This window comes from Mesorhizobium sp. M0960 (genome assembly GCF_040319055.1).
Lineage (GTDB): Bacteria > Pseudomonadota > Alphaproteobacteria > Rhizobiales > Rhizobiaceae > Mesorhizobium.
This window is the reverse complement of record NZ_JAMYNN010000001.1, coordinates 420668-443295: the sequence shown is the minus strand read 5'-3', so window position 1 is coordinate 443295 and position 22628 is coordinate 420668. Positions and strand designations below refer to the sequence as shown.

The 22628-nt window shown below is 62.5% G+C and carries 23 protein-coding genes and 1 pseudogene; 9 read left to right on the top strand and 15 right to left on the bottom strand.

What is annotated here, in order from left to right:
• Positions 1 to 45: 45 nt before the first annotated feature.
• The gene (locus NKH63_RS02255) at positions 46 to 1842 is read right to left on the bottom strand and encodes an acetolactate synthase 3 large subunit (protein ID WP_352482983.1); all 1797 of its coding nucleotides are present in this window, start codon (positions 1840 to 1842) and stop codon (positions 46 to 48) included.
• A 405-nt stretch (positions 1843 to 2247) separates the two neighbouring features.
• Here NKH63_RS02255 and NKH63_RS02250 point away from each other — a divergent pair, with 405 nt between their 5' ends.
• Positions 2248 to 2988: an SDR family oxidoreductase gene (locus NKH63_RS02250; protein WP_352482982.1), complete on the top strand. Its 741-nt coding sequence runs from the start codon at positions 2248 to 2250 to the stop codon at positions 2986 to 2988.
• A gap of 66 nt (positions 2989 to 3054) precedes the next feature.
• On the opposite strand, the pseudogene NKH63_RS02245 reads toward NKH63_RS02250, so the two are convergent.
• Together NKH63_RS02245 and NKH63_RS02240 are read right to left on the bottom strand one after the other, a co-directional pair.
• Positions 3055 to 3876, bottom strand: a pseudogene (locus NKH63_RS02245) (LysR family transcriptional regulator); the annotation flags it as partial.
• A 101-nt stretch (positions 3877 to 3977) separates the two neighbouring features.
• Positions 3978 to 5183, bottom strand: a complete 1206-nt coding sequence (locus tag NKH63_RS02240; RefSeq protein WP_023720819.1) for a multidrug effflux MFS transporter — start codon at positions 5181 to 5183, stop codon at positions 3978 to 3980.
• Positions 5184 to 5350: 167 nt separating this feature from the next.
• Between NKH63_RS02240 and NKH63_RS02235 the strand changes: the two genes are divergently transcribed.
• The 4 genes from NKH63_RS02235 to NKH63_RS02220 all read left to right on the top strand — a co-directional run bounded on the left by NKH63_RS02235 (position 5351) and on the right by NKH63_RS02220 (position 7172).
• A complete protein-coding gene (locus NKH63_RS02235) occupies positions 5351 to 6040 on the top strand; it encodes a TetR/AcrR family transcriptional regulator (protein ID WP_352482981.1) in 690 nt (229 codons plus the stop codon).
• Between the two features lie 134 nt (positions 6041 to 6174).
• Positions 6175 to 6711 carry an SspB family protein gene (locus NKH63_RS02230; RefSeq protein WP_023676707.1) on the top strand — a complete coding sequence of 179 codons (537 nt, stop codon included), beginning with the start codon at positions 6175 to 6177 and terminating at the stop codon, positions 6709 to 6711.
• Between the two features lie 18 nt (positions 6712 to 6729).
• A complete protein-coding gene (locus tag NKH63_RS02225; RefSeq protein WP_023720822.1) occupies positions 6730 to 6933 on the top strand; it encodes a DUF4169 family protein in 204 nt (67 codons plus the stop codon).
• A 17-nt stretch (positions 6934 to 6950) separates the two neighbouring features.
• Positions 6951 to 7172 carry a ribbon-helix-helix domain-containing protein gene (locus tag NKH63_RS02220; RefSeq protein ID WP_023720823.1) on the top strand — a complete coding sequence of 74 codons (222 nt, stop codon included), beginning with the start codon at positions 6951 to 6953 and terminating at the stop codon, positions 7170 to 7172.
• A 3-nt stretch (positions 7173 to 7175) separates the two neighbouring features.
• Here NKH63_RS02220 and NKH63_RS02215 read toward each other — a convergent pair whose 3' ends face one another.
• Complete coding sequence (locus NKH63_RS02215; protein ID WP_352482979.1) at positions 7176 to 7448, bottom strand: CBS domain-containing protein; 273 nt, start codon at positions 7446 to 7448, stop codon at positions 7176 to 7178.
• On the opposite strand from NKH63_RS02215, the gene NKH63_RS02210 reads away from it, so the two are divergent.
• Positions 7332 to 7577, top strand: coding sequence for a winged helix DNA-binding protein (locus NKH63_RS02210; RefSeq protein WP_352482977.1), 246 nt, complete (start codon positions 7332 to 7334; stop codon positions 7575 to 7577). The genes NKH63_RS02215 and NKH63_RS02210 overlap by 117 nt on opposite strands.
• Before the next feature lie 11 nt (positions 7578 to 7588).
• Here NKH63_RS02210 and NKH63_RS02205 read toward each other — a convergent pair whose 3' ends face one another.
• The 3 genes from NKH63_RS02205 to NKH63_RS02195 all read right to left on the bottom strand — a co-directional run bounded on the left by NKH63_RS02205 (position 7589) and on the right by NKH63_RS02195 (position 13806).
• Positions 7589 to 11653, bottom strand: a complete 4065-nt coding sequence (locus tag NKH63_RS02205) for an AsmA family protein (protein ID WP_352482976.1) — start codon at positions 11651 to 11653, stop codon at positions 7589 to 7591.
• Between the two features lie 114 nt (positions 11654 to 11767).
• Positions 11768 to 12289, bottom strand: coding sequence for a hypothetical protein (locus NKH63_RS02200; protein WP_352482975.1), 522 nt, complete (start codon positions 12287 to 12289; stop codon positions 11768 to 11770).
• Between the two features lie 104 nt (positions 12290 to 12393).
• Positions 12394 to 13806 (bottom strand): FAD-binding oxidoreductase, encoded by a 1413-nt coding sequence (locus tag NKH63_RS02195; protein WP_352482973.1) that lies wholly within the window; start codon positions 13804 to 13806, stop codon positions 12394 to 12396.
• Positions 13807 to 13925: 119 nt separating this feature from the next.
• On the opposite strand from NKH63_RS02195, the gene NKH63_RS02190 reads away from it, so the two are divergent.
• Both NKH63_RS02190 and NKH63_RS02185 read left to right on the top strand, forming a co-directional pair.
• Positions 13926 to 14411: a thioesterase family protein gene (locus NKH63_RS02190; protein ID WP_023720828.1), complete on the top strand. Its 486-nt coding sequence runs from the start codon at positions 13926 to 13928 to the stop codon at positions 14409 to 14411.
• 147 nt (positions 14412 to 14558) lie between these two features.
• On the top strand, positions 14559 to 14756 hold the full coding sequence (locus NKH63_RS02185; protein ID WP_023676715.1) for a hypothetical protein: 198 nt from the start codon (positions 14559 to 14561) through the stop codon (positions 14754 to 14756).
• Between the two features lie 226 nt (positions 14757 to 14982).
• Here NKH63_RS02185 and NKH63_RS02180 read toward each other — a convergent pair whose 3' ends face one another.
• The 7 genes from NKH63_RS02180 to ettA form a co-directional block, all read right to left on the bottom strand.
• Entirely contained in the window at positions 14983 to 15600 is a 618-nt protein-coding gene (locus NKH63_RS02180; protein WP_352482971.1) for an MOSC domain-containing protein, read from the bottom strand.
• 141 nt (positions 15601 to 15741) lie between these two features.
• Complete coding sequence (locus NKH63_RS02175; protein WP_352482970.1) at positions 15742 to 16863, bottom strand: beta-ketoacyl-ACP synthase III; 1122 nt, start codon at positions 16861 to 16863, stop codon at positions 15742 to 15744.
• Positions 16864 to 16984: 121 nt separating this feature from the next.
• Positions 16985 to 17326 (bottom strand): hypothetical protein, encoded by a 342-nt coding sequence (locus tag NKH63_RS02170; RefSeq protein ID WP_352482968.1) that lies wholly within the window; start codon positions 17324 to 17326, stop codon positions 16985 to 16987.
• A gap of 108 nt (positions 17327 to 17434) precedes the next feature.
• Positions 17435 to 18232, bottom strand: a complete 798-nt coding sequence (gene tam, locus NKH63_RS02165; protein WP_352482967.1) for a trans-aconitate 2-methyltransferase — start codon at positions 18230 to 18232, stop codon at positions 17435 to 17437.
• A 22-nt stretch (positions 18233 to 18254) separates the two neighbouring features.
• Positions 18255 to 18386: a type II toxin-antitoxin system RelE family toxin gene (locus tag NKH63_RS02160; RefSeq protein ID WP_352482966.1), complete on the bottom strand. Its 132-nt coding sequence runs from the start codon at positions 18384 to 18386 to the stop codon at positions 18255 to 18257.
• A gap of 98 nt (positions 18387 to 18484) precedes the next feature.
• Complete coding sequence (locus tag NKH63_RS02155; RefSeq protein WP_352482964.1) at positions 18485 to 18733, bottom strand: DUF6290 family protein; 249 nt, start codon at positions 18731 to 18733, stop codon at positions 18485 to 18487.
• 59 nt (positions 18734 to 18792) lie between these two features.
• Complete coding sequence (gene ettA, locus NKH63_RS02150) at positions 18793 to 20442, bottom strand: energy-dependent translational throttle protein EttA (protein WP_023720834.1); 1650 nt, start codon at positions 20440 to 20442, stop codon at positions 18793 to 18795.
• Positions 20443 to 20684: 242 nt separating this feature from the next.
• Between ettA and NKH63_RS02145 the strand changes: the two genes are divergently transcribed.
• On the top strand, positions 20685 to 21980 hold the full coding sequence (locus NKH63_RS02145) for a GGDEF domain-containing protein (RefSeq protein WP_352482962.1): 1296 nt from the start codon (positions 20685 to 20687) through the stop codon (positions 21978 to 21980).
• Between the two features lie 28 nt (positions 21981 to 22008).
• Here NKH63_RS02145 and NKH63_RS02140 read toward each other — a convergent pair whose 3' ends face one another.
• Positions 22009 to 22623, bottom strand: coding sequence for a hypothetical protein (locus tag NKH63_RS02140; protein WP_352482961.1), 615 nt, complete (start codon positions 22621 to 22623; stop codon positions 22009 to 22011).
• Between the last annotated feature and the right edge of the window lie 5 nt (positions 22624 to 22628).

Here is a 22628-nt window from a genome sequence, read left to right as displayed (position 1 = left end):
GCTGGGCTTTTTATGCGCCCTGATACGCTCAAGACGCCGCGGCGTTTATACCAGCCCCTGGCTGACCGCGTCGATCGCACCGGCGAATGTTTCACCAGTAGCCTCATCGGGCAACAGCATCTCATTGTGCCCTCTGCCCGTCCGGATCATCGGAAAACAATTGGCGAGCTTGGCAACACGACAGTCGAGGAGCACCGGCCGGTCCACGTCGATCATTTCCTGTATCGCATCGTCAAGGTCGGCTGGTTTGTCACAGCGCAGGCCGACCGCTCCGAACGCCTCGGCCAATTTGACAAAATCGGGCAAGGCCTCGGAATAGGAATGCGCGAGGCGGTTGCCATGAAGGATTTGCTGCCACTGGCGAACCATGCCCATATATCCGTTGTTCAGGATGAATATCTTGATCGGCGCGTCGTACTGGACTGCCGTCGACAGCTCTTTCATGGTCATCTGAACCGACGCGTCGCCGGCGATATCGATGACGAGGCTGTCCGGATGAGCGATCTGTACGCCGAGCGCCGCCGGCAGGCCGTAACCCATCGTCCCCAGGCCGCCCGAACTCATCCAGCGGTTCGGCTTTTCGAAGCCGTAGAATTGGGCCGCCCACATCTGATGCTGGCCGACTTCAGTGGTGATGTATGTGTCGCGATCCTTCGTCAGCTCGTAAAGGCGCTGCACCGCATATTGCGGCATGATCACGCCGTTGTTCATCTCATAGGAGAACGAATTGCATGCGCGCCAGGCGGCGATCTTTCTCCACCAGTCCTGAAGGCGGCTTCCATCCGGTTTCTGAGATAATGCGCGCCATAGACGAACCATGTCACCCAGAACATTGCCGACATCGCCTTGTATGCCGATATCGGCGTGGACGTTCTTGTTGATCGAGGACGGATCTATATCGATATGTATCTTCCTGGAGTTGGGCGAAAAAGCATCCACACGCGAGGTCACGCGGTCATCGAAGCGCGCGCCGATACAGATCATGACGTCGCAATCGTGCATCGCCATGTTCGCCTCATAGGAACCATGCAGACCGACCATCTTGAGCCAGTTCTTGCCGGAGGCGGGGTAAGCTCCAAGGCCCATAAGCGTCGAGGTGACCGGAAAGTCGCTCAGTTGAACCAGCTCCCGGAGCAATGTCGATGCTTTCGGGCCGGAATTGACGATGCCGCCGCCGGCATAAATAACGGGACGGCTGGCATTGGCCATCAGCGCTATCGCCTGGCCGATCTTGTTGATGTCGCCCTGCAGCTTCGGTTGATAATTTTTCAGCGCAGCAACGTCCGAACGCGGCGTGTACATGCCGGACGCAAACAGAACGTCCTTTGGCATGTCGACGAGAACAGGCCCCGGTCGCCCCGACTGGGCGATGTGGAACGCCCTATGGATCGCTGACGCTAAGTCATCGACGTCTTTGACCAAAGAGTTGTGCTTGGTGCAGGATCGCGTGATGCCGATCGTGTCACATTCCTGAAAGGCATCGGAGCCGATCAATGTTGTCGGCACTTGTCCGGACAGACAGACGATCGGCACTGAATCCATCAGTGCGTCCTGCAGGGGCGTCACGGCATTCGTCGTGCCTGGGCCTGACGTGACCAGCATCACGCCGACCTTGCCCGTGGACCGGGCATAACCCTCGGCGGCATGGCCGGCGCCCTGTTCGTGGCGCACAAGGATATGCTTGAGATCGTCCTGCTGGAATATCTCGTCATAGATCGGCAAAATAGCCGCGCCGGGATAGCCGAAAATATGCTCCACACCATTGTCTTTGAGTGCGCGGAGAACGATCTCCGCTCCTGTCATGCGGTTGCTCGTATCCTGAATGGAATTATCGCTTGTCATGGTTCTGTCCCGTAGCGTGATGAGGATGGGTTGACGGGGCATCGCCGAAATCGGGCGTAAGAAGAATTTCGGGCATAAAAAAAGGCCCCGTCAGGAGCCTGTTTGTCGCGCACGGGTGGCTGTCGCCGGATGGTTACACCATCCTGCCCATGCGCTTTCCTACCACTGCAAGAACCATAGCGATCTTCATGATCATCGCTGCTAACACAGAAAATCGCGCATCGTCAACGTCTCAGGCTAAGGCGTCTCAGGCCAAGGCGAAAACCCAAGGGCTTCCCTTCATCGGAATTTCCGATGGCAGCATTCGTATCTTCCCGTTTCCCTTCTCCCCTGCCTTTGTCGAACAAGGCTTCAGTTTCTCGCCGCGTGTCGGTCACGCCCCGCGAGCTACCTGATGGAGAAAAGATGAACCAGGAAACCACACCAACACCCGAACGCATCCTGATCGTTGGCGGCAGTTCCGGCATGGGACTGTCGCTTGCCGAACAGCAGCTTGCTGCCGGCGCCGAGGTTACGATCGTCGGCCGCTCCGAGGACCGGTTGTCGGCCGCACGGCAGCACTTGCCTCACCCGGAAAGGCTGAGGACGATCGCAGCCGACGTCACAAGCGAGGACGAGGTCCAGCGCCTGTTCGAGGACGTCGGTACGCTCGACCACATCGTCTCGACCGCCGCAGACATCATCGGCGTCTATGTGTTGCTTCCCGAGATGGACGTCTCGATAGCGCGGAAAGTGATGGATTCCAAAGTCGTCGCGCCGCTTCTTCTCGCCAAACACGGCGCGCCTCATCTGACGCCCAGGGGGTCGATCACGCTGACCTCGGGCATCGCCGCCTATCGTCCGGCGGCGAAAGGCTCGGTGGTGGCAGCCGTTAATGGGGCCCTTGGCTCACTCGCCTACGCGCTTGCCGTCGAACTGGCGCCGATCCGCGTCAATGTCGTCTCGCCGGGCTGGGTCGACACGCCGATTTGGGATGCCGTCGTCGGCAGCGGAAAGACGGCTGCGCTGGACGCCATGGCAAAGCGTCTGCTCGTCGGCCGGATCGGCCGGGCAGCCGACGTTGCCCAAGCTATCACGTCCCTGATGCATAACGGCTTCATCACCGGAACCGTGCTTCATGTCGATGGTGGCCAGCGATTGGTCTAGTGATGGCCAGACCTCGCGAACCATTGCGAGGAACAGTTGCAAGACCGGCGCTTGAATGCGCCGGTGGCGCCATACCATGGTGACCGGCGTCACCGGGCTGCTTCCGACCCAAGGCAGCACGACGATATTGGCGTCAGCCGCAGAACCCACGAGACGCGGGACCAGCGCGCATCCAAGACCGGCTGCAACAAGGCCCCGTATCGCGCCCATGCTGGCGAACTCGCCGACCAGTTTTGGACGGTCAGGCAACGTTGCGGCAAACGTTTCGTCGAACATCCGCCTGTAGACGCAACCGGGCTGGGTGACGAGGAAGGCCTCGTCAGCCAGATCGTCGGGCGTTATGGCAGAATATCCGGCCAACCGGTGATTTGCCGGCATTATGATGACGAGCTCTTCTTCTGCCACCTGCTCGCTTCGCAGCTCCGGCGCCGCCGCCGGGGCGGCCCCGAAATGCAAAGACACGTCCAGCGCCCCGCTGGCCACGCCGGCACGCAACCGGCTGCTATCGCCCGCCTGGAGGTTCAGTTCCACGTCTGGATAGCGCCGGTGGAATTCGCTCAGCAAGGCTGGCAAGCGCGTAACGCAAAGCGTCTCCAGGCCGCCGACCGTCAGGCGACCGGCAACCGTACCGCTCGCGTCGGCGACAGCGGAACGGGCTTCGTCCGCAAGGTCGAGGAGATCGTTTGCGTAGTCCAGCAGGCGCTGTCCTGCCGCCGTCAGCTTCAAGCCACGCCGTGACCTGTCGAACAGCGACGTGCCCAGATCGGCTTCCAGCGCCTGGATCTGTTCGGTCACGCTCGATTGGGCAAGATGAACCCGCTCGGAGGCGCGTGTGATGTTCAAGGTGGTGGCGACCGCCACGAAGGTCTTGAGATGTCGAAGCTGCATGTCCTGAACCCGTCATATAGGCATAGGCTGCTTTGAACCGGGATCGCAAACGTGAAAGGCCGGGAACATCGCCCGGCCTTTTTTGTCTCGCTAGGAGAAGCTTACTCCGCCGGCGCTTCCGCAGCTTCGCGGCTGCGGCCGAGCGTTACCTTGGCCAGCGTGAAGGAGATCGCCGCGCAGAGCGTGATGCCCGCCACCATTGGCAGCGGCGTGCCGTCAAAGAACACGCCGGCGACACCCATGGCGACCGCGCCGATGGCGAAGTGCAGCGTGCCCATCAGCGCCGACGCCGTGCCGGCGATCTCACCATGCTCTTCCATGGCCAGCACCGACGTGGTCGGGATAACCAGGCCGAGGAAACCGTAGCCGACGAACAGCAGGGCCGCCATCACGTCGAGCCGGTCGACACCCGAGGCCATCACCGCGAACAACACCACCATCGTCGTCGCATAGCCGGTCACCGCGACGCGTACCACGCGCTGCAGCCCGAACCGCTCCGACAGCAACCCGGTCAGCTGCGACATGCCGATGAAGGCAACCGCATTGATCGAGAAGAACACGCTGTAGACCGAAGGCGACAGGCCGTAATGGTCGATCAGGATGAAGGACGAGCTCGACAGATAGACGAAGAAGCTCGCAATGCCGAAGCCGGCGATGGCCGTCAGGCCAAGGAAGTTGCGGTCGCCCATCAGGAAGCGGTAGCCGGAAAGTGCCGTCCCGAAGGACGACCCGGCGCGCTCCTCGACCGGCCGCGTCTCCTTGAGCGAGGTCGCCAGCAGGATGGTGGCGAGCACGGCCGCGCCCGTCACCGTCCAGAACACGGCGCGCCAGCCGAAATTCTCGATGATCTGGCTACCGGTCAGTGGCGCCAGGATCGGCGACACCGAAAACACCAGCATCAACAGCGACATCAACTTGGCGGCCTCGGTGCCGGTATGCAGATCGCGCACGATCGCGCGCGGCACGGCCATGCCGGCGCTGGCGCCGAGCCCTTGCAGGAAGCGGAAGGCGATCAGCCATTCGATCGAGGGAGCCAGCGCCGAGCCGACGCCGCCGACCATGAACAGCGCCAGGCCGCCGTAGAGCGGCAGCTTGCGGCCGACCATGTCGGAGATCGGTCCGACGACGATCTGGCCGAAGCCCATGGAAAGAAAGAAGATCAGCAGGCTCATCTGCACCGCGGCGGTGCCGGCATGCAGATCCTCGCCGATCGACGGCAAGGCCGGAAGATACATATCGATGGCAAACGGGCCGATGGCGGACAATAGGCCGAGCACGACCGCAATGCGGAGGAATTTGGCGTTCATGATAGCAGGCTCTTTCGAATTCTGGTTGCCGCCGCGGGCCGGCGTGTAACCCTAGGACGTTCCATCCCGTGGAGTTCCGACTCTTCTGCGGAACGAAACCCCCTCGTGTTAGTCCACAAATTTAGACAGGCTTGTCTAATTCGTCAACCACCTCTATATAGTTTTGCATGAAGGCCAACGTTTCTCCTGACATTTTCCCGCCGCGGGGCCATGAGGCCAAGCGGATGTCAATTGTCGACGCCGCCGCCTCGGTCTTCTGCCGCGAAAGCTTCGCCGGTGCCAATATCGACATGATTGCCGCCGAAGCCGGCGTCTCCCGCCAGACCATCTACAATCATCATGGCGACAAGGAAAAACTCTTCGTTGCTATCGTTCGCGAACTCACCGAACGTTGCAATGCCGGCATCTTTGCCACGATCTCCACTTTTCCCGATCGGCCGAAGGATCTCGAGGCCGACCTCATCGCCTTTGCTGTGCGGATGAATCACAACTGCATCTGCAACCGCGACGGAAAATTCCTGCGCAAGCTGATCCAGAGCGAGGGCGAGCGCTACCCCGAGTTGTTCGCCGAATGGCGCGAAGAAGGACCGGGCAGGACATGGCCGGCGATCGCCGCCCGTTTCGCCCGCCTCGCTCATGCCGGCTTCCTTGATATCGACGATCCCGATGTCGCAGCGCGCCAGTTCATGGCGCTTGCCAATGCCGAGTTGCAGACGACGTTCATGCTCCGCGGTACACCGACCGAGGACGAGGTGGTGCAATCGGCGACAAATGGCGTGCGCACCTTCCTGCGCGCCTTCGGCAAGCGGCAGCCTGTGGCCCGAGCAAGCAAACAGGGCGTGCTCGCCAGCGCTTGACGATCAAAGCCGTTTGGCGATCAAATCGTCGCCAACAGGCTTCGCTTCCGCACCCCGGCGATCTATATCCGGTTTACGCCGCGCTCAAGCTTGATTACAGCTATCAGGACGATTCAACGGAAGCCGACAGCCACATGGCCGACGACCACATCCGCTACGACATTCTGGCCCAGGAGGCGTTGCGCGGCGTCATGCGCAAGGTCCTGGCCGAGGTCGCGCGCACCGGTCTCCCAGGCAACCATCACTTCTTCATCACATTTCTCACCGGCGCGCCGGGCGTGCGCGTATCTTCGCGGCTGCGCGAACGCTATCCCGAACAGATGACCATCGTTATTCAGTTCCAATATTGGGACCTGAAGGTGAGCGACACCGGCTTCGAGGTCGGGCTGTCGTTTTCCGACGTGCCGGAGAAACTGGAAATCCCGTTCTCGGCCGTACGCGGCTTTTACGATCCGTCCGTCAACTTCGAGCTCGAATTCGACGTCAAGACGGATACCCCGGCTGAACAGGAGACAAAGGCCAAGCCTGCTCCCGAGCCGCTGGCCATCGTCGCCGAGAAAAAGCCTGAGACGAAGAAGAAAACCGCTGAGGCGGAAAAGAAGCCTGCCGCGGCCGACGCCGGCGCCAAGGGGGCCGACGTGGTGTCGCTCGACGCCTTCCGCAAGAAGTGACCCAACGGGCGGCGTGACATGGCCGAGATCGTCAATCTCCGTCAGGCACGCAAGCAGAAGGCGCGAGCCGAGAAGGAGCGCCTGGCCGAACAGAACCGGGCGCTGCATGGCCGTTCCAAAACCAGCCGGGATCGCGACCGCCTGATCGCCGACAAGGCCGACAAATTCGTCGCCAGTCATCGCCGGGAAAAATCGGGCGATTCGGACAAATCCGATGCTTGAAGTGTGAGGGCGGTCGCGTGAGCCCGGTCGAAAAGCGCTCGGTCACCATTCGCGGCCACCGCACCAGCTATTCGCTCGAAAAGCCTTTTTACGACGACCTGGTCGCCATCGCGGCCGCGCGAAAATTGACGCTCGCCGCGCTTGTCGCCGAAATCGACGAGAGCCGCCCGCGCGATGCGAACCTCTCCTCGGCGCTCAGGCTCTATGTGCTGGACTGGGCCAAGCGCCGCAAGTTGTAGCCTTCAGGCAACGCTATCTTGTTTCCTGCGCCGGATACGGAAGCCCAGCAAAGCCGAGCGGTCGCGTTCTTCGGCCTGCTTCTTCGATCTGACACGCATCAGGTCCTTCCAGCCGACATAGCCCACCAGCCGCGCATTTTCTCGCGTGACGACGGGCAAATGGGACACGTTCGCCATCAGCAGCTTGTCGGAGAGGCCCTCGAGATACTCATCCGGATGGTCAACCGTCTGTGCGAAGCCGGGCTCGTCGCGAGGGACCACGACGAGGAGGACCACCGCCGCGTGCTGCTGCGGCTGACCGACCGCGCCGACGACAGTCTCGCCGATCTGTCAGCCGCTCATCTCGACGAACTCGGGCGGATCGAGCCGATGCTGAAGCGCTTGCTTGCTGGATGCGGCGCATAAAGGATGCGCCGTCACCCGCCACTCAGTGATTTTAGCAGATCGTCGATCGACGAGGGGTCGAACTTGAGCTTTGGCGGCGGCGGCACTGGCGGTGGCACGTTATTTGCGGCCGGTGGCGCCCGTTCCGCTTTCTGCGCCTGCTCCGCCGCGGCCTTGCGTTCGGCGTCGAGCTTTGCCTTCTCTTCCGAGGCTATCCGCAACGCCTCTTCCGCCCTCTGGCGTTGCTGTTCTTCGGCCTGCGCTGCTTCCTCGGCAGCCTGTTGCGCCGCCTTGGCTTTGGCTTCGGCATCCGCTTTGGCCTTTGCAGCCGCCTCGGCTTTCGCCCTGGCCTCGGCTTCGGCCTTCGCCGCTGCATCCGCTTTCGCCTTGGCTACAGCCTGCGCCCTGGCCTCCGCTTCGGCTTGGGCCTGCGCCTCAGCTTCGGCCTTTGCCTTGGCGTCCGCTTCAGCCTTCGCCTTGGCTTCAGCCTGCGCCCTCGCCTCCGCTTCGGCTTGGGCCTGCGCCTCAGCTTCGGCCTTTGCCTTGGCGTCGGCCTCGGCCTTCAGCCGCGCTGCTTCCTGTTGCCTGCGCAGTTCCTCCGCCGCTCTTTGACGCTCCGTTTGCAGGGCAGCGTAGTAGCGCACCTCACGCCGCAGCCTTTGTTTCTCGAGCAGTGCGGCTTGCATGGCTTCGACCCGCTGCTGCTCCTTTTCCAGCGCACGCTGGGTCAGGAACTGTGTCAGCGGCTCGCTGTCGAACTGCCGTTTGGTGGCGCCGAACGGCCCGTCGACGCTGAAATTCAAAATCGGTTCGGAGCCGACCAGCGCCTCGTCGCCGGGCCGGTAGGCGATCTCGCCCTTAGCATCGACGGTGCTGGTATTCAGATCGGCGGTGATGTCGGCGGACAGCGTCGCGCCCGGGCTTTCGAATTTGACCGGCGGCGCCCTCAGCGTGCCGCCGGCGATGGTGAAGGCAATATCGGTGTCCTGCGCCGGAAAACTGCCCGCCGCGGCGATCTGCGGCACAAAGCCGGCAGTCTTCGACGCGTCGATATCGCGCCCTATCGCGTCGGCCTTGGCAATGAATGCGCCAAAGGCATCGGGATTGAAGCCGGCAATGGTCATGCCCTTCAGCGTCGCCGTGCCGGAACCGGACAGCGCCGCCACCATCGCGTCGACCGATTTGCCGCTGGTCGACAGCGCCGTCGTGAACTCGCCGTTTCCGCTGATGCCGGCCTCCGGCAGCACGGCTGCCAGATCGCCGCCGGCGAGCTTCATCTGGCCGGAGAAAAGCCCGGTGCCGTCATTGTTCTTGAGCTCGAACAGACCACTCAGCACACCGCCGAGGAACTTTGCCTTGAGATCGGAAACGCGGATACCCTCCTGGTCGAGCTGCAGCGACAGCGCGGCGTCATAGGCGGTGGCAAGCGGGCCGGTGGCGAGCGACGCCGCCGTCAGATCGAGATCGGCGGTAAATGGCAGACTGGATTTCTGGCTGAACGGTGCCGTCGGCCAGGCCCCATCATTGACAAGGAAGGCCTGGTCGCCGAACAGCATCATCGCCATCGGATCGAGGTCCAGCTCGTCCAGCGACAGCGCGCCGGCAAGATGCGGCAGCCCCTCTTTGACGTCGATATTTACGTCACCGGAAACCGCCGCTTCATTGACGGCGCCACTGAGGCCGCTCAGCACCAAGAGACCATTGCCGTAGTCGGCATCGGCCGCAAGCGACGTCGACATGCCGGTCCCCATGCCAGGCAGGCCGACGCCGGTCGTCATCAGCCATGGCTCGATATCGGCCGTTTCAAGGCTGACCTTGCCCTTTGCGGCGGCGCCCTGAGGCGTGTCGGCAACTGTCCCGTCGAAACTAGCTTTGAAGTCGTTGCCGGCGAGGCTGAAGCGTGTCGCCAGGCCGCCGCCAAGCGTGCCTTTGGCCGAGACGTCGGTGGTCGCCTCGCCGAGCATGCCGAGTGGCAGTGCCGGCAACCCGTAAAGCGCCAGAAGTGCGGTGGCGTCGGCGTTCCTTGCATTGAAGGTCAACGTCACCGGCGCTTCGAGAGGCCGGTCGAGCGCCCCTTTGCCGGACAACGACGCCGAAAAGGCCGAGCCACCGGCCCTGCCCTGTGCGCTCATTGCCAGTCCAGTCGTACCGTCGCCATTGTCTGCGGCACTCGTGACGGCGTCGATACGCGCATCCTGGAACAGCTCCGGATAGGCAGCGGCGCGCGCCGCCAGCCCCTTCAGCACCGCATTGTCCGGATAATGCCGGACGGCGACGTCGATCAGCGGCTTGAGGTCGACGGCGACCACCGAGGCGTCGAGCTTGCCGGTCGGGCTCGCCGGGAAGTCCTTGATCCGGCCGGTGGCGCTGATAGAGGCGCCGGCAAGTCCGCCGACCGACAGGCGGTCGATCTCAAGCAGCCCGTCGCGCAATCTAAGCGCGGTGTCGACGCTATCGGCGGTCAACCCACCTGCGCTGACCGGCCCGGCCTTGATCTGGAAATCGAGGTCGCGGTCGGAAAAGCGGTTGGCTCCCTTGTCGCTGACGAAGATCGAGGCGAAGGCGGCGAGTCCATCGACGTCGAGTTCGCCACCTTCCAGTTGCATCAGCACCGATGGCCTTGTGTCTTCGGGCTGGGTGGAATCGATGCGGCCGGAGAACTTCGCCTTGCCGAGGATGAGTTCGAGATCGCTGAAGGCCTGGTGCTTTTCACTCAAATCTACTTTTGCCTTGAAGCCGGCGGCCGGCAAGCGGCGGATCGCCTCGTCGACGTCCTTCGACAGCCAGGCGGCAAAGCCGGAGGGCTGCGCCACAGCCAGAAGCAGCGATCCGGTGAATCCAAAATGATCCTCGACGCTGACCATGCCATTGGCTTCCAGCTTGGCGCGGCCGGGCAGCGTGGCGGCCAGCGATTTCACCGCCCAGCCGCCCTCGGCCGGTTCGGCGGATAGATGCACGTCGCGAACCGTCGTGTCGCCTGCCACCACCGCCGGCAGTCTCACCTCGACCGTGCCCGGTATGGTCGGCTTCGGCAGATCGAGCAGCGCCTGCTCCAGCGCCGCCACCCGCTCGGACAGCGTCAATCCGGCACCGGCCGCCGCCCCCACGGCCTCGTCGAACTGCACCTGTGCGCCATTGGCCTCGATCGAGAAATGCGGCTTCAGCCCAAGGTCGACCGCAGCCTTGCCGTCGGCGGTGTAAGGATTGCCGAGCGGTCCGGTCTCGAAGCGGAACTCGTCGACGCCGAGCTCCTGGTGGTCGAGCGAAAACTTGCCGTTCAGCCTGAACCCCGGATCCGGCTTGCCGGCGCTGACTTTCACTGCCTCGCCGTCGGTGCCGCGCAACTGCGCTACAGTCTGGTCTGCGCCCGATATCTTGAACTGGCCCGAATAGACCGCGGCGCCCTCGACGAGGCCCACATTGCCGTCGGTCTCGATGACCAGCGGATAGTCATCCGGATCGGCTTTGAGCCTGAGCCGCATTTGCCCGTCCGCTTCAGCCTTGCCGGTGGAAGCGGCGATCGTGGTCCGCAACCCGTCCAGCAACAGGGAGCCGTCCATCCGCCAGGGGCCGCCCAGCGACTTGGCCGAGATCGTCGAGTTGATCTCGGAAATAAGATGGCTGCGCCCGCCTGCGGCGTGGCTGAGCGCGATCTGTCCTTCCGTCACCGTCAGCTTCTCGATGGAGATCTGGCCAGGATCGAAGGGCGAGGACGGTCGTATCGTCCAGTCGACCGTGCCGTCGGCGGCGATGTCGATCATCGCCTTCGGCCGCACCAGACGCATGTCGAAGATCAGCACCTCGCCGCGCAGGAATGGCGCGAGTTCTGCATCCATCGAAAAGGTTTCGACGGTCATCGCCGGCTGGCCGTTGGGGCCGCCGGCAACGGCGACGTTGGAAAAGGTCACCGAGGGGAATGGCAGCAGCCTTGCCGTTGCATCGCCTCGCACGGTCACCTTGCGGCCTAGGACGGCGCTCGCCTCGCGCTCGAAATCGGCACGGTAACCCGTCCAATCGACAAAGTAAGGCACCACCAGCGCCGCACACAGCACCAGCACGAGAAGCCCACCGAAGATCACGAACAGGCGTGCGAGCATGAACTCCGAAGCGGTTGATTGAAAATCAGCCGCACTCTACCCGCATCAGCGTGTCGATAAAGAGGCAATTCCGCCAGACAGGTTTCCAGAGCAAAAGAAGGCGGCCAAGAAAACTCAGCGCGCGTCGCGCTTTGCCTGCGCCACCTTTGCCGCCTGCCGCTGCCGGCCGAGTTCCATCGGCCGGATCAGATTCTCGGGCCGCCGGCTCACGATCGCGCGCATGCCTTTGTGCGCGGTGCGCGTGTTGAACTCGGGACCGTCTGCCGCAGCGCCCTGCTTCATGGACAGCGCCTTGCGTGCATTCTCGACCAGCGAAACACGCGCTGCCAACTGGCGGCGGCGTTCGGCCTCGCCATTGAGCCGCCGCATGGTCATCGCCAGAACCGCCAGCTTCAACTGCGAACCTTCATCGGCCTTCGAGGCGCCGGCGCCCTTTGGCGCACCCTTGCCGCGCATTTCGCGGCGGCGGCGATGCGCCTCGGTCTGGGCCTTGTCGCGCCGCTCCCTTAGGAGCTTGACCAGGCTGGCGAGTTCGGCGTCGGCAAGATGCTGCACTGCTGGATGGTGCGACTTCTCGACGAGAGCATGTTCGTCGGCGCTCAGCGCCCGAGCCTCTTCCTTGCGTGAAATCGCCATGACACCATTCCTCCGTCTGTGACGCCTGCCTGCCTCTCAGGTCCTTGGAGTCTCGATCCAAATGGTGGTGCGGTCAAGCCAGGGACCATCTGGATCTTCTTCCACTATTCGGCCGGCAATATCTTGCCCGGGTTCATGATATTCAGCGGGTCGAGCGCCTGCTTGATCGTGCGCATGATGTCGACGCCATGACCGAGCTCATGCCGCAGGAAGCCGATCTTGCCCTGCCCTATGCCATGCTCACCAGTGCAGGTGCCGTCCATGGCGATGGCGCGCATATTGAGCCGCGCCACGAATTTTTCCGCCAATGCGATCTCCTTCGGGTCGTCCACGTCCATCAGCACCAATACATGGAAATTGCCGTCGCCGGCATGGCCGACGATCGGTGCGACCAGGCCCATCTCGGCGATATCCGCCTCGGTCTCGGTGACACATTCGGCAAAGCGCGAGATCGGCACGCAGACATCGGTCGACAGGCCCTTGGCGCCCGGCCGCAGCGTCAGCGATGACCAGTAGGCATCGTGCCTGGCTTTCCACAATTTTGTCCGCTCTTCGGCGATGCTGGTCCACAGGAACGGGCCGCCGCCATTTTCCTCGGCGATCATGCCGAAAGTCTCGGCCTGTTCGGCGACGCTGGCATCGCTGCCGTGGAACTCGACGAACAGGCAGGGGCTCTCCGGATAGTCGAGCTTCGAATAGGTCTTCATCGCTCGCATCTGCAGCGCATTGACCAATTCGATGCGCGCCACCGGAATGCCCATCTGGATGGTCGCGATCACCGCGTTGCAGGCCGCCTCGACGCTGGGAAACGGGCAGACGCCGCCCGAAATCGCCTGCGGAATGCCCTGCAGCTTCAAGGTCAGCTGGGTGATGATGCCAAGCGTACCTTCCGAGCCGATCAGCAGCCGCGTCAGATCATAGCCGGCCGAGCTTTTCTTGGCGCGCTTTCCGGTCGTAACCGCTTCGCCGTCGGCCATCACCGCCGTCAGTGACAGGACGTTGTCGCGCATCGTGCCGTAGCGCACGGCGTTGGTGCCCGACGCCCGTGTCGCCGCCATGCCGCCGAGCGAAGCGTTGGCGCCCGGGTCGATCGGAAAGAACAGGCCGGTGTCGCGCAGATGCCGGTTGAGGTCCTCGCGCGTCACGCCGGGCTCGACGATGCAATCGAGGTCCTGCGGATTGACCGCGATGATGCGGTTCATGCGTGACGTATCGAGCGAGATGCCGCCGCCCGGCGCATTGGTGTGACCTTCGAGCGAAGAGCCGACGCCAAAGGCGATCACCGGCACGCGATGTGCCGCGCACGCACGCACGATCTCCTGGACCTCCTCCGTCGTCTCGGCAAAGGCGACACCATCCGGCGCTTGCGTCGGGATATAGGTCGTGGTGTGCGCGTGCTGGGCGCGGATCGCCTGGCCGGTCTGGAATCGCTCGCCGAGCCGCTGCTTGAGGATGCCGAGCACGGCGGCAATGCCTTCCTCGTTGCGTTCGACCGGGTTGAGGTCGCTTAGAGCCATCGATTCCTCCGCGAATGGACCAGCGTCCACCCTTGTTCTGCATCTAGGGATGCGTAGTCTCACCGACCACGCTCTGTCCAGTCCACGCTCATCCCGGCATGACGAGAAGGAAGTTTCCGATGCCCATCCCCGCCCCTTTCGTCTCTCGCGCCATGGACATCGAGAAGGCCTGGATCGACTACAACGGCCATCTCAACATGGCCTATTACAACGTGCTGTTCGACCGTTGCTCCGACGAAGCCTTCGAGATGATGGGAATGGGGATGGACTATGTAAGGGAACGGCGGCTGACCATCTACACCGCGGAAGTCCATGTCTGCTACGTCCAGGAGCTGCATCTCGACCACAAGGTCACGGTCTCGTTCCAACTCCTCGACCATGACGACAAGCGGCTGAGGGCCTATCAGGAAATCCGCCATGTCGACGGCTGGCTTGCCGCCACGTCTGAAACGCTGTCGCTGCATGTCGACATGGCTGGCCCGAAGGTGGCGCCCTTCCCCGCCGACGTCCTTGCCAATGTCGAAGCGATGCGCGCCGCCCATGCCGCCCTGCCGATGCCGGAGCGCGCCGGCCGCTCGATCGGTATTCGTCGTAAGCCGGCTTGAACCGCAACCCAACCGCCGTTAACCTTACCGAGGTTTTAACGTGAACAAGCCGAATTGAGACGTTGAACGACTCAGCGCGGCGTTGGAAAACCATCCGCATCGAATTGCGATACGGGCGGCGGAGCAGCAGCGGTTCGGGGAACGTGCATGAAAACCGACATCAAGGTCGAGGCGGACAGGCTGGCGGCTGACCCACGCATCACCGACTATGATTTCTGGCGCTCGCTGAAGAACCTCAACAACGAGATCTTCCACATTGCCAACAACAACGAGCCTATTCCCTTCGCCATGATCCGCTGGCGCGCCATCCTTAAGCAGGCGCGGATGAAACGTGGCCACGCCTGAAACTGTTATGATAACACCGAGCTTGCGGCACAAGAAGACAGCGTTGCTTACGACAACGAATGGTCGCCAGGCAGCAAGCCACCGAATTCCGGCATCTATCGTTGCAAGAATTGCGGTGACGAAATTGCGGCGAACAAAGAAAACGGCCAAACAAGGCGATGGATTGGAAGCTGTTTCAGCAGCCAACTACAAACAGACAATCCCTGATCCTCTAAGATTTTAGTCTTCAGGCCCGGTAAATCCACTGTTCTGGCACGCGCACCGAAATCTCCTCGCCGGCCGTGATCGTGCCGGGCTTCTCGACCCAGGCGACGAGGCCGCGCAAACGCTTCGACGCTTTCGCGAACAGCAGCGCGCCGGCCTCGTGATCGGCCATCCCGGCACTTTCGGCGACCGATCGCCCGGCGATGCGGCAAGGCCCGTTCTGCGCGTCGATCTTGACAGTCGCGCCGCCTTTGAAGAACAGCAGCGCGCCGGACGGCAGCATCGAGAGGTGCGGCAGGCCTTCGATTAGGAGATTGGCGCCGATCCATTCCGGCTTGATCTCGGCGATGCCCATCCGTTCGGCGACGGTGGTCAGTTCGTCCGCCGCCACGATCGACAATTGCCGTTCGTTGCGCATTTCGGTGCCGCGCGGATACCAGGGTTCCCGTCCGCCGGAGCGCCGTGTCGTGCCAGCGTGGAAATCGCCTTCAATGCCGTCGAAGCCAAGCTGCAAGGTGTCGATGGCTCGTGTCTCGAAATGATCGAACAGCGCGAGATAGAGCGAGGCCACCCTGGCGGTGAGCTTTCGCGCCGGGACGATCTCGACCGGAGTTTCGGCTTCGGGAAAAAGATCCAGCATGGGTTCGTTCCTCGCGTGATACGCGCAATTAGCCGCGGTCAGCTCATCGGGTCCAGTCGAAAGCGCTGATGCTCCGATCAAGCGGACTGATGCGACTCTGCTCGGCGCGTTCCGATGCTGGTTCCGTTCGCGCCGAAATGGTCAAAGCATGCGCAATAGCGCGCCGCCGATCGAGTAGCCGGCGCCGAAGGCGCAGAGCAGGCCGTAGTCGCCGGCCTTCATGTCGGCATGGTTCTCCGACAGGGCGATGATGGCACCGGCGGCGGCAGTATTACCGAGGCGCTCCAGCACCATCGGCGCGCGGTCATGGTCGACGTCATGGCCGAACGACAATTTCAGGATCATGGCATTCATCCGCGCATTCGCCTGATGCAGCCAGAAGCGCCGGATCGCTTGCGGTGTCAGCCCGTGTTCGGCCAGGAATTCGACGATGAACTTGTGGCCGGCGACGGTGACTTCCTTGAACACCTTGTTGCCGATCTGCTTGATCAGATTGCCTTCCAGATCGATCATGTACGGATCGTCCTGGGTGGCGCGGGTATAGTAACCGAGATTGGTGCGGATGCTGTTCGACATCTGCGTCCAGGCACGCGTGTCGAGCACCTCGAAACGCCCCGACCGCTTCTCGCCCTGGGCGAGCCCTTCGACGATCATCGACACGGACGCGTCGCCGAAGATGAAATGCGTCTGCCGGTCGCGAAAATTGAGTTGGCCCGTGATGATCTCCGGCGTCGTCACCAGTACGCGTTTATGCGCCCCTGCCCGCACCAGATTGACCGCAATGTGCAATGCGACCGCCGCCGAAGAGCAGCCAAGCCCCATGTCGAAGCCGGCGCCTCTCGTGCCCAGCGCCTGCTGCATTTCGATGGCGATAGCCGGATAGGGCCGCTGATGGTGCGAGGCCGAGCAGATCACCAGGTCGATATCCCCAGGCTTCAGCCCGGCATGATCGAGCGCCTTGCTGGCCGAGGCGATGCCGAACTCGGCCTCCAGCGACAGCGCATCGTCGGGCCGCGCCGGGAAGCGCGGCGCCATGCGGGTCGGGTCGAGGATGCCTTCCCGTTCGATGACATGGCGGGTCTGGACGCCCGAGGCGTGGACGATGAAGGCACTGTCCGATTTCTGCAGCAGCGGCTCGCCCGAGACCTCGCGCCGGACGTTCTCCATGTCCACCCAAGTGTTGAAGCTGGCGACGAGCTCCTCATTGGTGATCGACGCTTCGGGGATTTCAACGCCGATGCCGCTGATGATGACGCGATGCATTTCCAGTTCGTCCCGTGCGCAGGCGTTGCGGCTTCATGTCGACGCCGCAAAAGCTCGGCGCAACCTCTTTTTGCACCTAGCCAGTTTATGCCGGCTTAAATCAAGTCCCTGGAACGGGTCTTTACCAGGCGCAGAGCTTGGTATTGGTCTGCGGGTTGTTCCAGCAGGCACCGTCATCATTGCTGCGCACGAATTGTCCGGGCAGCGGCACGTTGCGCTGGCCGAGATTGACATAGCCGTAGGCAAAACCCGGGTCGTCGATCTCCAGGACGTAAGTCGGATAGCCCGGCGCCGAGATGCGAAAGCTGCCGGCATCATCCAGCGCCCGATAGCTGCAGGAGAAATACCCGTCATCGCTGGTGAAGCAGCGCGCTCGCTTGGCCTGCGCCGATATCGAAAGGCAAGCACAGCGGCCGCACAAATGCTGCCGCCGAAAATGAGCGTTTTCAGTGTCATCATCCACCCCCCATGGCCCATGAGGGCCGCCATCCCTGCCCCAGCGAGATGCGCATGACGGCGAAAGCCGGTCAAGCATCCGCTGCTGGCTGTTTTTGGGTGTAGCTAAGAGTTTCTAAGCAGAACGCCGCGCCACGATGAAGACACGGGGAAAGCGCAGCAACACCTTGCCGCTTGCCGTTTTCGGATAGGCTTCGGCGATCCTGGCCGTGTAGCGCTTCAGGAAAAGCTGCCGCTCGCCTTCGTCGAGCGGATCGAGGAACGGCTTCAGCCCCGTCGACTTCACCCATTCGACGATCGCCTCGGCATCGGCCAGCGGATGGTTGTAGATCGTGTGCCAGATATCGAGCCGATCCGAGAATGGCGACAAAAGGTCGTAATAGAACGCGACAGGCGGCAGCGGCGCGCGGGCCGCACGCTCGAACTTTTCAGTGAACGGCATCTCGGCCGCGGTCTCCCGCATCAGCCGGTGCGAAGGCTCGCCCATATTGTCCGGCATCTGCACGGCAAGCGCGCCGCCGGGCGCCAAAAATCCTATCAGCCGCTGGAAGACAGCCGGATGCTCCGGTAGCCACTGAAACACTGCATTGGCGAAGATCACGTCGACCGGTTCGGCCGGCTGCCACGTCGCCGCGTCCGCCAAGGCAAAGGTGACGCCGGGCAGGCGCGCCTTCGCCTTCTCGATCATGTCGGGCGAGGTATCGAAGCCGCTGATCTGTGCCTGCGGCCAGCGCTCGACCAGCAATTCGGTCGAATTGCCCGGCCCACAGCCAATGTCCACCACCCGGCGCGGTTCCGGCACTGGCACCTGCGCTAGGAGGTCGCGCGCCGGCCGCGTGCGCTCATCCTCGAATTTCAGGTAGAGTGCGGCGGACCAGTCGGGTTTTGCCTTTACCGCTATGCTGTTATTCATCGATAGATCTCGCGACGGTTGCCTATCTCCCGATCAGCACGACGAGCCGGCTGTCCTGAAACTGGGCAATGATTCTGTAGTCGCCGACGCGAAACCGCCAAGCTTCCTTGGTCCCAGTCAGCCGTTTGGCGAGTGCTCTTGGATTGGGGTGCACAGAAACTCTTTGATACAGGAATTCTAGGACACGGCGCTAGTCCTTCGGTGAAAGCCCTTCAATGTCTTTTTCGGCTCGCGTAAACTCGACCTGCCAACTCATTCAGCGGCAGGTTTCTTGTGCCGCTCCTCGACTTCGCGAAGTTCAAGCTTCCGGATCACCTCTTCCAACGGAATGCGTACGCCGTCGTCATCCCTCAGGCGTTCCTCCGCAATCCTGGCATCCTGCCAATCCTCAATGGTTTCGAGGATCGTTTCAACTGCGACCTGATCGATCGTACGGCCGCTGGCCTTGGCAATATCGGCCAGCAGCTTCTCGGCTTTTTGCGGCAATTTGACCGTGATCATGGGCAACTCCATCCGATCAATTTAGGCCAAACGACGATCGCCCGCAACGGATCGAGACCCTACCTCGTCAGCCGCTTATACGTCATGCGGTGCGGATTGACGGCATCGGGCCCGAGTCTACGGATCTTGTCCTGCTCGTAATCCTCGAAATTGCCTTCGAACCATTCGACATGGCTGTCGCCCTCGAAGGCGAGGATGTGCGTCGCCAGACGATCGAGGAACATGCGATCGTGCGAGATGATGACGGCGCAGCCGGCGAAGCTCTCGAGCGCGTCTTCAAGTGCGGCCAGCGTTTCGGTATCGAGATCGTTGGTCGGCTCGTCGAGCAGCAGCACATTGCCGCCGGTCTTCAGCATCTTTGCCAGATGCACGCGGTTGCGCTGTCCGCCGGACAGGTTGCCGACCTTCTGCTGCTGATCGCCGCCGCGGAAATTGAACGACGCGCAATAGGCGCGGGTGTTGGCTTCGAACTTGCCGAGCTTGACCACTTCGGCGCCGCCCGAGATCTCTTCCCAGACGGTCTTGGTCGGGTCGAGTGCGTCGCGGCTCTGGTCGACATAACCGAGCTTGACCGTCTCGCCGACGCGGATGGTGCCGGCATCGGGCTTTTCCTGGCCGGTGATCATGCGGAACAGCGTCGTCTTGCCGGCGCCGTTCGGGCCAATGACGCCGACGATGCCGCCGGGCGGCAGCTTGAATTCGAGATCGTCGATCAAAAGCGTGTCGCCAAAGCCCTTCGACAGGTCCTCGACCTCGATCACCACATTGCCGAGCCGCTCGCCATGCGGAATGACGATCTGCGTATCGCTCGGACGCCGCTTGTCGGCCGCATCCAGCAGATCCTGGAACGCCTGGATACGGGCCTTCGACTTGGTCTGCCGGGCTTTCGGGCTGGACTGGATCCACTCGCGCTCGCGGCCGATCGCCCGCTGGCGCGCATCGTCCTCGCGGCCTTCCTGCTTGAGCCGCTTGGCCTTGGCTTCGAGATATTTGGTGTAGTTGCCTTCGTACGGGATACCGCGGCCGCGATCGAGCTCGAGGATCCAGCCGGTGACATTGTCGAGGAAGTAGCGGTCGTGGGTGATGATCATCACCGCGCCCGGATAGGCGCGCAGATGCTTTTCCAGCCACGCCGTCGTCTCGGCGTCGAGATGGTTGGTCGGCTCGTCGAGCAGCAGAAGGTCGGGCTGGCGCAGCAAGAGCTGGCAGAGCGCGACGCGACGGCGTTCGCCGCCCGACAGCTTGGTGACATCGGCCTCCTTGGGCGGGCAGCCGAGTGCCTCCATCGCCATCTCGACCTGCTGCTCGAGATCCCACAGATTGAGCCGGTCCATCTCGTCTTGCAGCTTGGCCGACTCGTCCGCCGTCTCGTCGGAATAGTTCATCATCAATTCGTTGTAGCGCTCGATGATCGCGGTCTTGGCGGCAACGCCTTCCATGACGTTTTCGAACACATTCTTGTTCGGATCGAGCGCCGGCTCCTGCGCCAGGTAACCGACGGTAGCACCCTCGGCCAGCCAGGCCTCGCCGCTCCACTCCTTGTCGATGCCGGCCATGATCTTGAGAATCGTCGACTTGCCGGCGCCGTTGGGACCGAGGATGCCGATCTTGGCGTCCGGGTAGAAGGACAGATGGATGTTCTCGAGCACCTTCTTGGTGCCGTAGGCCTTGTTGAGGCCGGCCATGTGATAGATGAACTGGCGTGCCACGCGCGCTTTCCCTGAAAAGTCGACTGATGTCGGATTGAATGGAAGTTGGGGGCTATGTAAGCGATGCGGCCCCGAACGGCAAACAGTTTTGGTCCCAGGCGGAGTTGGTCGCACCGCGAACGCTTAGCCGCTTCATTTCGTGCCGGCGCCCGGGCGAAAGCTCCGGTTAACCATTCCGCGTCAAAACAGTGTTTGGATGGGAAATCGCTGGCAGCCGCGATTTCGGGGAGAGAGATCGGGCCGTGTTGAACAGTTTCCTGCTTTTTGCCGAAGCGGTTCTCTATTTCGGCATCATGGTCACGCTTTTCCGGTTCAGGGGCCGCATCGGCCTCGGTGTCTTTGTTTGCGCCATTGGCGTCATGCATTTCCTGGAAACCTATCTCGCCAGCGTCTTCTACGTCGCGCTGCCGTTCGGCATGGTATCGCCGGGTTCGGCCGTGCTGTTTTCCGGCAAGCTGGTCATGCTGCTCCTGCTCTACATCAAGGAGGACGCGGCAACTGTCCGGCAGCCGATTTACGGCCTGCTGCTCGGCAATGCCCTGATGATCGGGCTCGTGCTGATCCTGCGCCTGCATGACATCGCACCGCTGCCCGACGGCAAGCTTCCCGACATCGGCTTCATCGACGAGATGGGCTGGCTGATGGTGTGGGGCACGACGCTGCTGTTCGTCGACGCCATCCTGATCATCCTGCTCTATGAAAAGCTCGGCAAATATCTGCGCAAGGCGCTTTTCACCCGCATCCTGGTCTCCGTCGCCTGCGTGCTCACCTTCGACCAGGCAGGCTTTTTCACGGCGCTGCATTTCGTCACCGGTGCGCCGGTCGCGGTGTTCTTCGGCGGCTGGTTCGCCAAGATGGCAGCGGCCCTGGTCTACAGCACCATGCTGGTCGCCTATATCAGGTGGTTCGAGGCGCGGCAGGTGCCGGCGCCGCGCGGGCTTTCCGACATTTTCGACACGCTGACCTATCGCGAGCGCTATGAGGCGCTGGTCGAGCATGTCGGTCGCGACGGCCTCACCGGCCTCCTGCACAGGGGGCGCTTCGACAGCGATGGCGAGGCCGCCGTCGCCGCCAGCCTGCGGACTGCCAGGCCGCTCAGCCTGCTGATCATCGATGTCGACCACTTCAAATCGATCAATGACCGCTTCGGCCACGCCGAGGGAGACAAGGTGCTGAAAGCCCTGGCGATTTTGCTTGGCGAACTTGTCGGGACCGAAGATCAATTGTTCAGGATCGGCGGTGAGGAATTCGCCATCCTCTGCTGGCGTCCACAGCCGCTCGCCAGACTGCTGGGCGAAACCGTCAGGCAAGCGGTCAAGACGTCTGCGAGCACCAGCCGGTTCGACATCACCGTCAGCGCCGGCATCTCGACGGTCAGCGAGACGACGCGTTGCCTTGCCGATCTCTTTGCGCTGGCCGACCAGCGTCTCTACAAGGCCAAATCGACCGGACGCGATCGCGTTGTCGGCGAACCGGGTGGCAACGAAGCAGACGGGCGCAACACATGGAACAGGCCGGAGCGCAGCGCCGGCGCGTAACTCTCACTCTGGTCTCGGATTGGCGCAATCAGGATTGTTTGCGCCGCTGCCATGCGCCGATCGCAACCGAAACCGCCATCAACCCGATCGCCAGCCATTTCATTGCCGCGATGACCGGGCCGGCATCGATGTCGTAGGCGATGAACAGAAGAATGCCCGGCACCAGCAGGCCGCAAAGCACGAGCGTGATCCGGTTGATCTGCCATGACACTTTTGCCGCAAGCATCTGGTCGCCGGGCACGGCGACAAGCGCGGCCCGCATTGCCTTCGGCGCGACCAGCGCGGTCGAGAGACGCAGCGAAATCGGCAAGCCGATGCCGATGATCAGCAAGGCGCATGCCGCCAGGAGCAGCGAAAACTTGAGCGCACTGGTTTCGGGTGGTACCGGGAACAGCAGCGTCGCCAGCGGCAGGAAGACACAGAAGATCCCGAGCGCGGCGATGGCGATGAAGATCGCCGCGTTGACCAGCGTGAACAATTGGTAGGTGCCGCCGCCGATCGGTTTGGCCAGCGTGGTCATGCGCGCCCACTCCACTTCGGTGTAGGAAAAGCCCGGCCATTCCATATGGCCGTCTCGGATCGCCGTCATGCCCCTGGCCCAGAACGCCAGCCGCGCCAGCGCCCCGTTCGTCATGCCACTCATCGCCA

What these genes read in the sequence shown, in the direction of transcription:
- NKH63_RS02255 (WP_352482983.1), bottom strand. Translation starts at nt 1,842, where the DNA reads ATGACAAGCGATAATTCCATTCAGGATACGAGCAACCGCATGACAGGA.
- NKH63_RS02250 (WP_352482982.1), top strand. Translation starts at nt 2,248, where the DNA reads ATGAACCAGGAAACCACACCAACACCCGAACGCATCCTGATCGTTGGC.
- NKH63_RS02240 (WP_023720819.1), bottom strand. Translation starts at nt 5,183, where the DNA reads ATGAACGCCAAATTCCTCCGCATTGCGGTCGTGCTCGGCCTATTGTCC.
- NKH63_RS02235 (WP_352482981.1), top strand. Translation starts at nt 5,351, where the DNA reads ATGAAGGCCAACGTTTCTCCTGACATTTTCCCGCCGCGGGGCCATGAG.
- NKH63_RS02230 (WP_023676707.1), top strand. Translation starts at nt 6,175, where the DNA reads ATGGCCGACGACCACATCCGCTACGACATTCTGGCCCAGGAGGCGTTG.
- NKH63_RS02225 (WP_023720822.1), top strand. Translation starts at nt 6,730, where the DNA reads ATGGCCGAGATCGTCAATCTCCGTCAGGCACGCAAGCAGAAGGCGCGA.
- NKH63_RS02210 (WP_352482977.1), top strand. Translation starts at nt 7,332, where the DNA reads ATGGGACACGTTCGCCATCAGCAGCTTGTCGGAGAGGCCCTCGAGATA.
- NKH63_RS02205 (WP_352482976.1), bottom strand. Translation starts at nt 11,653, where the DNA reads ATGCTCGCACGCCTGTTCGTGATCTTCGGTGGGCTTCTCGTGCTGGTG.
- NKH63_RS02200 (WP_352482975.1), bottom strand. Translation starts at nt 12,289, where the DNA reads ATGGCGATTTCACGCAAGGAAGAGGCTCGGGCGCTGAGCGCCGACGAA.
- NKH63_RS02195 (WP_352482973.1), bottom strand. Translation starts at nt 13,806, where the DNA reads ATGGCTCTAAGCGACCTCAACCCGGTCGAACGCAACGAGGAAGGCATT.
- NKH63_RS02190 (WP_023720828.1), top strand. Translation starts at nt 13,926, where the DNA reads ATGCCCATCCCCGCCCCTTTCGTCTCTCGCGCCATGGACATCGAGAAG.
- NKH63_RS02185 (WP_023676715.1), top strand. Translation starts at nt 14,559, where the DNA reads ATGAAAACCGACATCAAGGTCGAGGCGGACAGGCTGGCGGCTGACCCA.
- NKH63_RS02180 (WP_352482971.1), bottom strand. Translation starts at nt 15,600, where the DNA reads ATGCTGGATCTTTTTCCCGAAGCCGAAACTCCGGTCGAGATCGTCCCG.
- NKH63_RS02175 (WP_352482970.1), bottom strand. Translation starts at nt 16,863, where the DNA reads ATGCATCGCGTCATCATCAGCGGCATCGGCGTTGAAATCCCCGAAGCG.
- tam (WP_352482967.1), bottom strand. Translation starts at nt 18,232, where the DNA reads ATGAATAACAGCATAGCGGTAAAGGCAAAACCCGACTGGTCCGCCGCA.
- NKH63_RS02155 (WP_352482964.1), bottom strand. Translation starts at nt 18,733, where the DNA reads ATGATCACGGTCAAATTGCCGCAAAAAGCCGAGAAGCTGCTGGCCGAT.
- NKH63_RS02140 (WP_352482961.1), bottom strand. Translation starts at nt 22,623, where the DNA reads ATGAGTGGCATGACGAACGGGGCGCTGGCGCGGCTGGCGTTCTGGGCC.